The organism is Streptomyces thermoviolaceus, assembly GCF_045209695.1.
Classification (GTDB): domain Bacteria; phylum Actinomycetota; class Actinomycetes; order Streptomycetales; family Streptomycetaceae; genus Streptomyces; species Streptomyces thermoviolaceus.
The window spans coordinates 4,259,119-4,273,467 of record NZ_CP109280.1; the positions used below are offsets into that span (position 1 = coordinate 4,259,119).

Below are 14,349 nucleotides of genomic sequence, written 5' to 3' on the forward strand. Positions count from 1 at the left end.
GACCTCCTTGTGAGCCTCCCCAGATGCCTTCGATCTGGGTATGTTCCTCGCCGTCAGGGCAGCCACCGCGTCCTCGAGGAGTCGAGACCCGTGTCGGAAAACAAAGATCTCCACGGCACCGCGCCGGGCCGTCGTGTTGAGGACGTGAAGTTCGTCTACGACTTCACGGAGGGCAACAAGGACCTCAAAGACCTTCTCGGTGGAAAGGGTGCGAATCTCGCCGAAATGACCCGACTGGGTCTGCCGGTCCCGCCCGGGTTCACCATCACCACCGAGGCCTGCAAGGTCTACCTGGCCACCGGCGAGGAGCCGGCGGCACTGCGTGACGAGGTGAGTGCGCACCTCGCCGCCCTCGAGGAGACGATGGGCAAGAAGCTCGGCCAGCCCGACAACCCTCTGCTGGTGTCGGTGCGGTCCGGGGCCAAGTTCTCCATGCCGGGCATGATGGACACCGTCCTCAACATCGGCCTGTCCGACGCGTCGGTGGAGGGCCTGGCCCGGCAGGCCGGCGACGAGCGGTTCGCCTGGGACTCCTACCGCCGGCTCATCCAGATGTTCGGCAAGACCGTCCTCGGCGTCGACGGCGACCTGTTCGAGGAGGCCCTGGACGCGGCCAAGGCCGCCAAGAAGGTCACGGTCGACACCGACCTGGACGCCGAGGACCTGAAGAAGCTGGTCACCGCCTTCAAGAAGATCGTCGAGAAGGAGACCGGCCGGGCCTTCCCCCAGGACCCGCGCGAGCAGATGGACCTCGCGATCAGGGCGGTCTTCGAGTCCTGGAACGGCGAGCGCGCCAAGCTCTACCGCCGCCAGGAACGCATCCCGCACGACCTGGGCACCGCCGTCAACGTCTGCTCCATGGTCTTCGGCAACCTCGGCCCCGACTCCGGCACCGGTGTCGCCTTCACCCGCGACCCCGCCTCCGGCCAGCAGGGCGTCTACGGCGACTACCTGCAGAACGCGCAGGGCGAGGACGTCGTCGCCGGCATCCGCAACACCGTGCCGCTCGCCGAGCTGGAGCGCATCGACAAGGCGTCGTACGACCAGCTCCTGCGGATCATGGAGATCCTGGAGAACCACTACAAGGATCTCTGCGACATCGAGTTCACCATCGAGCGCGGCAAGCTGTGGATGCTGCAGACCCGCGTCGGCAAGCGCACCGCCGCGGCCGCCTTCCGCATCGCCACCCAGCTGGTCGACCAGGGCCTGATCGACGAGGCCGAGGCCCTGCAGCGGGTCACCGGCGCCCAGCTCGCCCAGCTGATGTTCCCCCGCTTCGACGAGAACGCCGAGGTCAAGCAGGTCGCCCGGGGCATCGCCGCCTCGCCCGGCGCGGCGGTCGGCAAGGCGGTCTTCGACTCCTACACCGCCGTCAAGTGGTCCCGCTCCGGGGAGAAGGTCATCCTGGTGCGCCGCGAGACCAACCCCGACGACCTCGACGGCATGATCGCCGCCGAGGGCATCCTGACCAGCCGCGGCGGCAAGACCTCCCACGCGGCCGTGGTCGCCCGCGGCATGGGCAAGACCTGTGTGTGCGGCGCGGAGGAGCTGGAGGTCGACACCAAGCGGCGCCGCATGACCGTGCCCGGCGGGCAGGTCGTCGAGGAGGGCGACGTCATCTCCATCGACGGCTCCACCGGAAAGGTCTACCTGGGCGAGGTCCCGGTGGTGCCCTCCCCGGTCGTGGAGTACTTCGAGGGCCGGATGCACCCCGGTGCCGAGGACGCCGACGAGCTGGTCGAGGCCGTGCACCGGATGATGTCCTTCGCCGACCGCACGCGCCGGCTGCGGGTGCGGGCCAACGCCGACAACGCCGAGGACGCGCTGCGCGCCCGCCGGTTCGGCGCCCAGGGCATCGGCCTGTGCCGCACCGAGCACATGTTCCTCGGCGACCGGCGCGAACTGGTGGAGCGTCTGATCCTGGCCGACACCGAGGAGGAGCGCGACGCGTCCCTGAAGGCCCTGCTGCCGCTGCAGAAGCAGGACTTCGTGGAACTCTTCGAGGCGATGGACGGGCTGCCGGTGACGATCCGTCTGCTGGACCCGCCGCTGCACGAGTTCCTGCCCGACATCACCGAGCTGTCCGTGCGGGTGGCGCTCGCCGAGGCCCGGCAGGAGCCGCACGAGAACGAGCTGCGCCTGCTGCAGGCCGTGCACCGGCTGCACGAGCAGAACCCGATGCTGGGCCTGCGCGGCGTACGGCTCGGCCTGGTGGTGCCCGGTCTGTTCGCCATGCAGGTCCGCGCCATCGCCGAGGCCGCCGCGGAACGCAAGGCCGCCCAGGGCGACCCGCGCGCGGAGATCATGATCCCGCTGGTGGGCACCGTCCAGGAGCTGGAGATCGTCCGCGAGGAGGCCGACCGGGTCATCGCCGAGGTGGAGGCCGCCACCGGCACGAAGCTCAGCCTGCCGATAGGCACCATGATCGAGCTGCCGCGGGCCGCGCTCACCGCCGGGCAGATCGCGGAGGCCGCGGAGTTCTTCTCCTTCGGCACCAACGACCTGACCCAGACGGTCTGGGGCTTCAGCCGCGACGACGTCGAGGCCAGTTTCTTCACCGCCTACCTGGAGAAGGGCATCTTCGGCGTCTCCCCGTTCGAGACGATCGACAAGGACGGCGTCGGCTCCCTGGTGAAGGCCGCTGTCGCGGCCGGCCGCGCCACCCGCCCCGACCTCAAGCTCGGCGTGTGCGGCGAGCACGGCGGCGACCCGGAGTCCGTCCACTTCTTCCACGAGGCGGGCCTGGACTACGTCTCCTGCTCCCCGTTCCGCATCCCCGTCGCCCGCCTGGAGGCCGGCCGCGCCGCCTGCCAGGCGGAGGGCAGCGACCACCGGTAGACGCCTGGGCAGGACGTCCACCGGTGGGTCCCCGGGATCGTGCGGCGCAGTCCCCGACCCTCGCAACCGATTGCGGCGGCGATCCCGGCACCCAGGAAAGAGGGGGCGGCACCCGTGCGGGGGTGCCGCCCCCGCCCCGTGCCGGGCGGCCTTTCCGGCCCGGCACTCCTCGCACACGCGGACTGGCGCGAAGCCCCCATCGGCCTATACACACTGCCGCAATGTCGCTGTCGTCATCCCGGTGCATGCTCGATCGTCGGGCCGTGCACCAGGGGGTGCACGACGCGACCGACGCGAGACGCGCAACGACGCGCAACGACGCACAACGACGTGCGACGACGCACATCGACGTGCCGGCACGTGTGGAGACGAGGACGACGTCAGGGGGCGCACCATGACCATCAGCCGCAGAGCACTGCTCGCCGCCGCGGCGGCCGCGGGCGGAGGACTGCTCACCGCCTGCGGCAGCAACACCGGCCGCGGGGACGGCGGCGGATCGGGTCCGGCGCTGTCGCACTGGTACCACCAGTACGGCGAGGCGGGCACCGAACAGGCGGTGAAGCGCTACGCCGCCGCCTACACGAAGGCCCGTGTCACCGTCCAGTGGCGGCCGGGCAACTACGACCAGCAGACCGCCGCCGCCCTGCTCACCGACTCCGGTCCCGACGTCTTCGAGGTCAACGGCCCCAGCCTGGACCAGATCCAGGGCGGGCAGGTCGTCGACCTCACCGGCCTGCTGGACGGGGTGGAGGACGACTACAACCCGGTGGTGCTCACCCCGAAGCGGCACGACGGCAAGATCTGGGCGATCCCGCAGGTCATCGACATGCAGATGCTCTACTACCGCAAGAGCCTGCTGCGCGACGCCGGTGTGGAGCCGCCCACCACCCTCGACGCGCTCGTCGACGCCGCGAAGAAGCTCACCACCCGCAAGGTCAAGGGCCTGTTCCTGGGCAACGACGGCGGCGCCGGCGTCCTCGGCGGCACCCCGCTGTACGCGGCCGGGCTCCGGCTCGTCACCGACGAGGGCACGGTCGGCTTCGACGACCCCGCGGCCGCCCGCACCCTCGGCAAGCTCCACCGGCTCCACGCCGACAAGTCCCTGCTGCTCGGCGCGCCCGCCGACTGGTCCGACCCTTCCGCCTTCATCCAGGGGCTGACCGCGATGCAGTGGACCGGGCTGTGGGCGCTGCCCCAGGTGCAGAAGGAACTCGGCGACGACTTCGGCGTGCTGCCCTTCCCGGCCGACGGCTCCACCGGCCGGCCCGCCGTGCCCGTCGGCGCCTACGGGGCCGCGGTCAGTGCCCGCAGCCGGCACGTCGACGCCGCCGAGGAGTACGTGAAGTGGCTGTGGGTGGACCGCACCGACTACCAGGAGGACTTCGCGCTCTCCTACGGCTTCCACATCCCGGCCCGGCTGTCGCTGGCGAAGAAGGCCGCCAAGCTGCGCACCGGGGCCGCCGCCGACGCGGTGCGCTTCACCACCGACCACGGCTGGGCCCAGCCCCTGCTGTGGACGCCGGCCGCCCAGACCGCCTACCAGGACGCGCTCAGCCGGATCATCAAGGACGGCGCCGACCCGGAGCGCGAACTGAGGACGGTGGTCGGGAAGGTGTCGGACGAACTGCGGCGGGTGCAGAGGAAGACGACGTGAGCGCGCGCACCGTCGAAGCGCGGACCACGGCCGCACCGGCCGCGGCGCGGCAGAGCCCGGGCGCACGCGCGGTCCACCGCCGGCGCGCCCTGTGGTTCTGGGTGTTCGTCGGGCCGTTCGCGGCCGGGCTCGCGCTGTTCACCTATGTGCCGTTGCTGTGGAGCGTGTGGCTGAGCTTCTTCGACGCCCACAACACCGTCACCCCGACGCACTTCGTCGGCCTGGACAACTACACGGCGATGCTGTCGGACGACGCCTTCCGCGACAGCCTGCTCACCTTCGCGCTGTTCACGGCGTTCATCGTCCCGGCCACCTATGTGCTGTCCCTGGCGCTCGCCCTGATGGTCAACCGGGTGCGCCGGCTGCGGGCGTTCTTCCGGTCGGTGTTCTTCCTGCCCGCCGCGTGCAGCTATGTCGTCGCCGCCCTGATCTGGAAGATGTCGATCTTCAACGGGGTCCGGTTCGGCCTGGCCAACACCGTCCTGGACTTCTTCGGCGCCGAACCGGTCGCCTGGCTGTCCACCACCGACCCGCCCTGGTACTGGCTGGTCGTGGTCACCGTGCGGCTGTGGCTCCAGGCCGGCTTCTACATGATCCTGTTCCTGGCGGGGCTGCAGCGGATCGACCCGGTGCTGTACGAGGCCGCCGCCGTGGACGGCGCCCGCCCCGGCTGGCAGGTGCTGCGCCACATCACCCTGCCGCAGCTGCGGGCCACCTCGGTGGCGGTGGTGCTGCTGCTCGTCGTCAACGCCTTCCAGGCCTTCGACGAGTTCTACAACCTGCTCTCCGACGCACGCGGCTACCCGCCCTACGCCCGCCCGCCGCTGGTGTACCTGTACTACACCGCGCTCGGCCAGGGGCAGAACCTCGGCCTGGGCAGCGCCGGCGCGGTGATCCTCGCGCTGATCATCGGCGTCGTCACGGTCGGCCAGGCCCGCTGGTTCGGGCTGGGAAGGAGGAACGCGGATGGATGACGCCCTGGTGCGGGCCGGGCGCGCGCTGCGGCTCGTCGTGCTGATCGTGCTCGCCGTGCTGTTCCTGATCCCGTTCTATCTGCTGGTGCGCAACGGCCTGTCGTCCGAGCAGGACATCACCTCGCCCGAGTGGACGCTGTTCCCCTCCGAGCTGCACTGGGACAACGTCCGGGAGCTGTTCGAGGACCCCTCCGTGCCGTTCGCCCGCTCCCTGCTGAACTCGGCGCTGATCGCGGTCGCCACCACCGCCGGGACCGTGCTGCTGGCCTCGCTCGCCGGCTACGGGTTCGCCCGCATCCCCTACCGCCACGCCGACAAGGTCTTCTACGCTGTCCTCGGCACCCTGATGGTGCCCGCCGCCGTCACCTTCGTGCCCAGCTTCGTGCTGGTGTCCACGCTCGGCTGGATCTCCACCCTGCGCGGCCTGATCGTGCCCACGCTGTTCTCGGCGTTCGCCTGTTTCGTCTTCCGCCAGTACTTCCTGGGTTTCCCGCGGGAGCTGGAGGACGCGGCACAGGTGGACGGGCTCGGCCCGTGGCGGACGTACTGGTACGTCGTCGTGCCCAACGCCCGCCCGGTGTTCGCGGCCGTCGGCACGATCGTGTTCATCGGCGCCTGGAACTCCTTCCTGTGGCCGCTGGTCATCGGGCAGGACCAGAGCGCCTGGACGGTGCAGGTCGCCCTGTCGTCGTTCACCACCGCCCAGGTGGTCCGCCTGCACGAGCTGTTCCTGGCGGCCGCCGTGTCGATCCTGCCGCTGCTGCTGGTCTTCCTGTGCTTCCAGCGGTGGATCGTGGCCGGGGTGGAACGCTCCGGCATCGACTGAGCATCCCGAGGGCCGCCTCCCGCCGCCCTTTGCCACGACCGGGCCGGCACCCCACCCCTGTGGTGCCGGCCCGGCGTGCGGTCACGCCACCCGGACCCGGTACGCCGTCACCCGCACGGTCTCGTCGTCCAGGCACTCGCCCGTGATCAGGTCGAACCGCTGCTTGAGCAGCGGCGAGGTGACGAACGGACGGCCCCGGTGGGTGCCGGTCAAACCGCGCGAGAGGACGGCGGCGCCGGTGAAGGGGTCACGGTTGTCGACGGCGTACAGGCGGCCCGCACGGTCACGGAAGACGGCCGCCTGCCGGCCGTCCGGCAGCAGCGCCGCCACACCGCGGCCGGGCAGCAGGGTGTCCAGCCCGCACACCGTGAACCAGTCGTCGCCGAGCCGGAGCTGCACCGTCGCCTGAAGGGTCTCGACTGCCAGGGTCATCGCTGAGCGCTTCCTTCCAGAACGTCGTCCTCACTACGCCGCAGGCCGATCGACAGCAGCGGCAGGTCGGGCTTCATCTGGTCCCGCTCGGGCACGAAGCCGACGACCGGGTCGGGGGTGTCGGGGGCGTTCACGAACGACACGAACCGGGCCAGTTTCTCCGGGTCCTCCAGGGTCCGAGCCCACTCGTCGCGGTAGTTCGCGACATGCGCGGCCATCATCGACTCCAGCTCGTCGCAGATGCCGAGCGAGTCGTGCACCACCACGTCCCGCACATGGTCCAGGCCGCCCGGGATCCGCTCCAGCCACGCACTGGTGCGCTCCAGACGGTCCGCGGTGCGCAGATAGAACATCAGGAACCGGTCGATCAGGCGCACCAGCTCCGCGTCCGACAGATCCTGCGCGAGCAGGTCGGCGTGGCGCGGTGTGGCGCCGCCGTTGCCGCCGACGTACAGGTTCCAGCCGTTCGCGGTGGCGATCACCCCGAAGTCCTTCCCGCGGGCCTCCGCGCACTCCCGGGCGCAGCCGGAGACGGCCGCCTTCAGCTTGTGCGGGGAACGCAGCCCCCGGTAGCGCAGCTCCAGATCGATCGCCATCCGGACCGAGTCCTGCACCCCGTACCGGCACCAGGTGGAGCCCACGCAGGACTTCACCGTGCGCAGCGACTTGCCGTAGGCGTGCCCCGACTCGAAACCGGCGTCCACCAGCCGCGCCCAGATCAGCGGCAGCTGCTCGACGCGGGCGCCGAACATGTCGATGCGCTGGCCGCCGGTGATCTTCGTGTAGAGGCCGAAGTCCCGGGCGATCTCCCCGAGGACGATCAGTTTCTCCGGTGCGATCTCACCGCCCGGGATGCGCGGCACCACCGAGTACGAGCCGTTCTTCTGCAGGTTGGCCAGGAAGTGGTCGTTGGTGTCCTGCAGCGCGGCCTGCTCGTCGTCCAGCACGTACCCGCTCGCGCCGATCACCGGGGCCAGCGAGGCGATGACGGAGGCCACCGCCGGCTTGCACACCTCGCAGCCGTCGCCGCCGCGCGCCTCCTCGCGGCCGTAGCGGTCCAGCAGCTCCTCGTACGACGTCAGCCGCAGCGCCCGCACGATCTCGTACAGCTCCTGCCGGGTCTGCGGGAAGCAGCCGCACAGCCCCGTGTCGACCTCCACGCCGTTCGCCGCCAGCTCGGCGTCGACCAGCTGGGTGAGCACCTTCACGCAGGAGCCGCAGCCGGTGCCGGCCCGGGTGCACTTCTTCACCTCGGGCACCGAGGTGCACCGGTGCTCGGTGACCGCGCCGCGGATCGTGCCCTTGGTGACGTTGTGGCAGGAGCAGATCACCGCGTCGTCCGGCAGGGCCGCCGGGCCGAGCTGCGCCGGGGCGCCCGCACCGGCGGGCAGCACCAGCGACTCGGGGGCGACCGGCGGGACCGAGCCGACCAGCGCCCGCAGCGTGCCGTACGCCTCCGCGTCCCCGACCAGGATGCCGCCGCGCAGCGTGCCGTCCCGGCCGACGACCAGCTTCTTGTACAGGCCCGCCCGCGAGTCGGAGTAGACCACCTCCAGGCAGTCCTCGCCGGTGCCGTGCGCGTCGCCGAAGGAGGCCACGTCCACGCCGAGCAGTTTCAGCTTGGTGGACAGATCGGCGCCGGTGAACGCCGCCTCGTCGCCGGCGAGGGCGGCCGCCGCGGTCTCCGCCTGCTCGTAGCCGGGCGCCACCAGCCCGTACACCCGGCCGTCCACCGCCAGCGCGCACTCGCCGATCGCGAACACCCGCGGGTCGGTGACCGTGCGGCACTGCGCGTCCACGGCGATGCCGCCGCGTTCGCCGACCTCGAGGCCGCACTGGCGGCCCAGCTGGTCGCGCGGGCGGACACCGGCGGAGAACACCACCATGTCCGTGGCGATCTGCGATCCGTCCGACAGTTTCATGCCGCGCACCGCGCCGTCGGCGTCGGTGAGGATCTCCTGGGTGCCCGCGCCGGTGTGCACGGTCAGCCCCATGCCCTCGACGGTGCGCAGCAGTGCCGCCCCGCCGCCCTCGTCGACCTGCACCGGCATCAGCCGCGGCGCGAACTCCACGATGTGCGTCTCGAGCCCGAGTCCCTTGAGCGCCCCGGCCGCCTCCAGGCCCAGCAGGCCGCCGCCCACGACGGCACCGGTGCGGGCCCTGGTCCGGGCGTACTCCTCGACGGCGAGCAGATCGTCGACGGTCCGGTAGACGAAGCAGCCGGTGGCGTCCTTGCCCGGCACCGGCGGCACGAACGGCACCGAACCGGTGGCCAGCACCAGCGTGTCGTAGCCGACGACCCGCCCGGAGCGGGTGGTGACGGTGCGCCGCTCCCGGTCGATCGTCTCGACCGGGTCGCCGAGGTGCAGCTCGATCCCGTGGTCGGCGAGGAACCGCGGGTCGGTCAGGGACAGCTCCTCGGGCGTCCGGCCGGAGAAGTACGAGGTGAGCTGGACCCGGTCGTAGGCGGGGCGCGACTCCTCGCCCAGCACGACCACGCGGTGCGTCGCGGTCAGGCCGCGCTCGGCGAGCGCCTGAAGGAAGCGCTGGCCGACCATGCCGTGGCCGACGAGGACGATCGTCGGGGTGTCCGCGCGGGTGTCCGTGGACATTCAGGAGCCTCCAACGGTGGTGAGCAGATGAAGCAGCCCGCCGCCCTCCGCCGGGAGCGGCTCCGCCGACTCCCAGGCCCGGGCGAGCGTGCCGACGGTGCCGAGTTCGCCGACCAGCACCCCGCCCACCAGGCGGTCACCGCGGACGACGACCTTCCGGTAGGTGCCGCGGGTGGCATCGGCGAGCCGCACCACGTCGTCACCGGGCAGCGGGACCGTCTCGCCGAAGGCGGCGACGTCCAGGGCGGCGGGGGAGGGGGTGGGGGTGCCGGCGGGTGAGGGTGCGGGCCGGGTGGTGGGTGCGGGGGTGCCAGGGGCCGGTTCGGTGGTGGCGGCCGGGACGCCGGGTGCGGTGACGGTACCGGTGGCCGGTGCGGTGACGGCCGGTCCGCCGGTCGACCGTGCGGGTGCGGGAAGGGGCCCGGGCGCGGTCAGGGTGAGGCGGGTGAGGGACCGGGTGCCGGTGTAGCGGGTGGTGGTGCGGGTGCCGGAGAGCAGGTCGGCGAGGACGCCGGCCTGGTCGAGGGCGGGTGCGGCGAGGCCGTACACGGTGCCGTCGTGCTCGGCGCAGTCCCCGACGGCACGGATGCGCGGGTCGCTGGTGCGCAGCTCGTCGTCGACGACGATCCCCTGCCGGACGGCGAGCCCCGCCTCCTCGGCGAGCCGGGTGCGCGGGCGCACCCCGCAGGCCAGGACGACCAGGTCGGTGTCGAGCGCATAGCCGTCGGCCAGTCGCACCGACCGGACCGCGCCGTCGGAGCAGTGCACGTCCCGTACCCGGCACTCGGTGTGCACCTCGACGCCCAGCCCGGTCAGATGCCGTTCGACCAGCGCGGACGCGTCCGGGTCGAGCTGGCGTTCCAAGAGCCGCCCGGCCTGCTGGGCGAGGAGCACCTGGGCGCCGCGCACCGCCAGGGCGCGGGCCGCGGACACACCGAGCAGCCCGCCGCCGACGACCACCGCCCGCACCCCCGGCCGGACGGCCGCGGACAGCCGCAGGCAGTCGTCCAGGGTGCGGAAGGCGTGGACGCCCTCGGGCAGCCCGCGGCCGCGGGCGAACAGGCCCGGCAGCGCGGGCAGCACCGGGTTGGAGCCGGTGGCCAGCACGAGCGTGCCGTAGCCGATCGAGGTGCCGTCGGCGCAGTGCACGGTGCGCGCGGCCCGGTCGATGGCGGTGACCCGGCCCCGGGCCAGCTCCGCCGGCGCCGGCAGTGCGATCACCTCGGGGCCGTACCGGCCGGCCAGCACCTCGGCGAGCAGCACCCGGTTGTACGGAGGGTGCTCCTCGTCGCCGACGACCAGCGCCTGTGTGCCCAGCTCGGCGAGCCGCCGGGCCAGGGTCACCCCCGCCAGGCCGGCGCCGATCACCACCACGCGCGCGTTCGAGGTCATGCACGGCAGCGTGCTGCGTGGACGTTACCCGGCCGCATCACCTCTGTTTCCCGTCCGGAACGCTGCGCTCAGCGGGGGAGGGGCGGGAATGTGAGCAGGCTCGGGCGACGCGGGCAGCCGCTGTGAGGGGCGCTGCATGGGGCGGCTCGACCAGTGACGACGGAAGGAGAGGCGGACGACGGAGAAGGGGTGACGGTGCGCTACAGCGGGCGCTGGCCGGTCAGGTGGGCGAAGACGACCACATTGCCCTGGTAGCCGGTGGCCTTGGAGTAGCCGCCGCCGCAGGTGATCACCCGCAGCTCGGGGCGGCTCGCCGCGCCGTACACCTTCTGGTCGGGGAAGTTCTTCGCCTGGTACACCTCCACCGCGTCCACGGTGAAGACGGCGACGCTGCCGTCGCGGCGGTCCAATTCGATGGTGTGGCCCTTCTTCAGGGCGCCGAGATGGTAGAAGACGGCGGGTCCTTCGGTGGTGTCGACGTGCCCGGCGACGATCGCGGTGCCTGTCTCGCCGGGGGTGGTGCCGCGTTCGTACCAGCCCGCGAGGTTCTTCTCGGCCGCGGGCGGGACGTCGAGGCTGCCGGAGGGGGTGAGGCCGAGGCCCATCAGCGGGGCGTCCACCCGTATCACCGGTATGCGTATCCGGGTGGGCGGGGACGGCGGCAGGGCGGGCGCGGAGAGCTGCTGCCCTACCGGGTCGGCCAGGCCCTCGGCGGCGGTCGGCTGGGGCGGGGCGTGGGTGACGCCGGCGCCGTGCAGCAGCCAGGCCCCGGCACCGAGGGCGACCGTGCTGACGGCTGCTATCGCCACGTTGTTGACCTTGCGCATGCCAACGCCTCCGCACGACTTCTCGGCACGACGCCCCCTCGCCCGGCCGCACGAGGCCGGGATTCTGCTGCCCCGTCCCCCTCCGGGCGGTGAGGGGCGTCGCGCCCGGAGGGGGAGGGGACCCGCGGTACCGGTGACGGGCCACGGGGCGCCCGTCAGATCCCGTCGCCTCTCGCCCGGCGATGCAGGAGCCAGGTACCGCCCGCGGCGGCGACGGCGAGCGCCGCCACGCCGGCCGCGGTCCGCACGGGGTCGGTGCCCAAAGCGCCACCGACCCCCGTCTTCACACTTCCGTGGGGCTGCACCCGGTCGTGCTGGGCGGCGGTCAGCGTGACCACCAGGTCGCCCTTGGCCTGCCGCCCGCCCTCGGCGCACTCCGCGACGATCTCGTACGTGCCGGGCTGGGCGCTCTCCGGCACCCGGAACTGCCCGATCGCCTCGCCCTCGTGCGCACTGGGCGCCAGCGGGAACTGCCCGGCGCCGACGGCGCTCGCGTCCCCGGCCGCGACCCCCTTCTCGCCGCACGCCTTGGTGTTCACGCTGACCTGCCCGCCCGGCACCACCGAGGACGGGTGGACGTCCAGCGTGCCCGTGGCGGCACCGGCCTCGGCGCGCGGCGGCCGGACGGCGGCCGCCCCACCGTCCGCGCCGTGCGCGGGCGCGGCGAGGCCGACGGCGGCGGCGACGGCGAGCGCGGCGCCGGTCACGGCCCCGGCCGTCGGACGGACGGTACGTCGCATCGCTGCTCCTCCGGTCGGTGCTCGCACGAGCTGTGCGGTCGCGAGCTGTGCGGTGAGGGCACGGACCGGCCGCGGCCTGCGCTCGTACCGCCGCCGTTCGCGTCCCCGCCCTTCCGAGGTAAGTGGCGTGCGACGAGGCCCGCTTGCTGAGACCCTGTCAGAAATACGGAGAACGGGTGTCGTCCGCGGCCCGCCCCGACCCGTCGCGGTGCGCGTTCGCCCAGGTCAGGGCCGGTGCACTGAGGGCATGTCCGGAACCACCCGGAGGGGGCAGGCCGCAGGGGTGACGCAGCGGGGGCGGGGCGGGTCTGCCGCGGGAGGCCGCCGGGTTCACGGGTGTCGAGAGGCTGCCGGGTTCGCGGAGGTGCGGAGAGGCTGCCGGGTTCGCGGGGCGCGGGGAGCAGGGCCCGGGGACGGGCCGTAGGTCGGGGTGTGCGGGGAGCAGGGCCCGGCGACGGTCCGGAACCCGGGGTGTGCACAGAGCCGGAGCGGATCCAGAATCGTTCCCGTGACCGGACCTGTCATCCCTGACCCGACCGCCTCCGGCTCGGCCACCCCCGGCCCGGATGTCCCCGAACCGTCCGCAGCCCTGCCGTTCTTCGTCTACGGCACCCTCCGCCCCGGCCAGTTCCGCCATGACCTCTTCCTGCGCGGCCGCACCCTGAACGAGGAGCCCGCCCGCCTGCACGGCGCGGTCCTCTACGAGGGCCCCGGCTACCCCTACGCCGTCGAGGAGCCCGGGGGAGTGGTCACCGGCTGCCTGGTCACCGCACGGCCGGAGGCGTACCCGACGCTGCTCGCCGAACTCGACCGGCTGGAGGGATACGCGCCGGGCGACCCGGACAACCTCTACGAGCGGCTGGCCCGCGACGTCGAACGCACTTCCGGTGGCACGGTCCGCGCCTGGGTGTACGTGGCCGCTCCGCGCGTCACCGCCCGGCTGCGCGCCCACGGCACACGCATCGACAGCGGGGACTGGGTGGACGGCCGGTGAACGGCACAGCGGATCGGCACGGGTGAGCGGTGCCGCTGGACGGTGCCGTTGACCAGTGCCGTCGACGGGCGGCGTCGACCTGTGGGGTTGATCAGCCCAGCAGGGCGATCCCCTCGGGCACGGTGATGCCGAACTCCTCCCCCACCAGACGTCGCACCTCCTCCTCGTCGGTGATCTCCCGCTCGGTGACGGTGCCGTCGGCCCCGGTCTGCACGAACCGGGTGCCGTCGAGCGAGAGATGCCGGTCGGGCGTGGTGCGCTGCAGGTAGGGCCGCCGGGTGAAGGGGGAGCGCGGATGGGTGGCGACGTACCAGTTGAACACCTGGAAGTCCTGCCCCGTGTACGGCTCCAGGGTGAAGGCGTACTGGCCGGTCCACTCCGCGGTGCGGGGGTCGTGGGCCTCCAGCAGCCACAGCTCCAGCGGCCCCTCGTGCGGCAGCCGCGTCAGCCGGTGCCGCCGCCCGCCGCCCTCGCTCTCCGCGCCGAGGACCAGCGGCATCGGCGTCAGCAGCGCGCCGACCGCACCGAACCCGACGTCCGCCAGGTACGGCCGGGGCTCGCCCGGCACCTCCACGCGCAGCATCATGTGCGTGCGGGGCCGGCTCTCCGGCGACCCGGTGCCCAGCACCACGCGCCCCGCCAGCCCCGACACCGTGAAGCCCAGCGCCTCCAACGCCAGCCTCAGCAGGGTGTTCTGCTCGTAGCAGTACCCGCCGCGACGGCTGCGGACCAGCTTGGCCATCAGATCCCCGGGGGCCAGCGAGGGCGCCGTGCCGGACACCGCGTCCAGGTTCTCGAAGGGGAAGGACAGGGCGTGGGCGAGGTGCACCCCGCGCAGCGTCGCGAGATCGGCCCGCCGGCCGCCCTCCCATCCGATGCGCCGCAGATAGGCACCGAGGTCGAATGCTGCCTGGTGTTCTTGCTGGTCGGACATGCCTCGAACCTACGCCGGAACGGCCCGAACGCCGCGCCGGCCGCCCTCGGACCAACCGCGTCGGACGTCCCCGGCCCGCCTTGGACGGCTCCTGGTACGCCCGAGCCGCGTCCGCCCCCCCGTACG

The 14,349-nt window shown here is 72.7% G+C and carries 11 protein-coding genes; 5 read left to right on the top strand and 6 right to left on the bottom strand.

Translation table 11 applies throughout. The features are described 5' to 3' along the window. Nucleotides 1-90: 90 nt before the first annotated feature. The 4 genes from ppdK to OG899_RS18620 all read left to right on the top strand — a co-directional run bounded on the left by ppdK (nt 91) and on the right by OG899_RS18620 (nt 6,292). The gene (gene ppdK, locus OG899_RS18605) at nt 91-2,838 is read left to right on the top strand and encodes a pyruvate, phosphate dikinase (RefSeq protein ID WP_373296010.1); all 2,748 of its coding nucleotides are present in this window, start codon (nt 91-93) and stop codon (nt 2,836-2,838) included. A gap of 394 nt (nt 2,839-3,232) precedes the next feature. Beyond that, on the top strand, nt 3,233-4,492 hold the full coding sequence (locus tag OG899_RS18610) for an ABC transporter substrate-binding protein (protein WP_185867842.1): 1,260 nt from the start codon (nt 3,233-3,235) through the stop codon (nt 4,490-4,492). A gap of 89 nt (nt 4,493-4,581) precedes the next feature. Then, on the top strand, nt 4,582-5,466 hold the full coding sequence (locus OG899_RS18615) for a carbohydrate ABC transporter permease (protein ID WP_125497991.1): 885 nt from the start codon (nt 4,582-4,584) through the stop codon (nt 5,464-5,466). After that, nucleotides 5,459-6,292 (top strand): carbohydrate ABC transporter permease, encoded by an 834-nt coding sequence (locus tag OG899_RS18620; protein ID WP_125497983.1) that lies wholly within the window; start codon nt 5,459-5,461, stop codon nt 6,290-6,292. The genes OG899_RS18615 and OG899_RS18620 overlap by 8 nt, the downstream gene beginning before the upstream one ends. 81 nt (nt 6,293-6,373) lie before the next feature. Here OG899_RS18620 and nirD read toward each other — a convergent pair whose 3' ends face one another. The 5 genes from nirD to OG899_RS18645 all read right to left on the bottom strand — a co-directional run bounded on the left by nirD (nt 6,374) and on the right by OG899_RS18645 (nt 12,295). Next, the gene (nirD, locus tag OG899_RS18625; protein WP_189427508.1) at nt 6,374-6,724 is read right to left on the bottom strand and encodes a nitrite reductase small subunit NirD; all 351 of its coding nucleotides are present in this window, start codon (nt 6,722-6,724) and stop codon (nt 6,374-6,376) included. Then, on the bottom strand, nt 6,721-9,336 hold the full coding sequence (gene nirB / locus OG899_RS18630; protein ID WP_189427509.1) for a nitrite reductase large subunit NirB: 2,616 nt from the start codon (nt 9,334-9,336) through the stop codon (nt 6,721-6,723). The genes nirD and nirB overlap by 4 nt, the downstream gene beginning before the upstream one ends. Then, entirely contained in the window at nt 9,337-10,728 is a 1,392-nt protein-coding gene (locus OG899_RS18635; protein ID WP_229813643.1) for an NAD(P)/FAD-dependent oxidoreductase, read from the bottom strand. It lies immediately after the preceding gene. 200 nt (nt 10,729-10,928) lie between these two features. Then, the gene (locus OG899_RS18640; protein ID WP_406311094.1) at nt 10,929-11,555 is read right to left on the bottom strand and encodes a class F sortase; all 627 of its coding nucleotides are present in this window, start codon (nt 11,553-11,555) and stop codon (nt 10,929-10,931) included. Between the two features lie 155 nt (nt 11,556-11,710). Beyond that, nucleotides 11,711-12,295, bottom strand: a complete 585-nt coding sequence (locus OG899_RS18645; protein ID WP_125500843.1) for a hypothetical protein — start codon at nt 12,293-12,295, stop codon at nt 11,711-11,713. Nucleotides 12,296-12,884: 589 nt separating this feature from the next. Here OG899_RS18645 and OG899_RS18650 point away from each other — a divergent pair. Next, nucleotides 12,885-13,289, top strand: coding sequence for a gamma-glutamylcyclotransferase family protein (locus OG899_RS18650; protein WP_168131134.1), 405 nt, complete (start codon nt 12,885-12,887; stop codon nt 13,287-13,289). Nucleotides 13,290-13,380: 91 nt separating this feature from the next. Here OG899_RS18650 and OG899_RS18655 read toward each other — a convergent pair whose 3' ends face one another. After that, entirely contained in the window at nt 13,381-14,223 is an 843-nt protein-coding gene (locus tag OG899_RS18655; RefSeq protein ID WP_168131065.1) for an arylamine N-acetyltransferase, read from the bottom strand. Nucleotides 14,224-14,349: the final 126 nt, after the last annotated feature.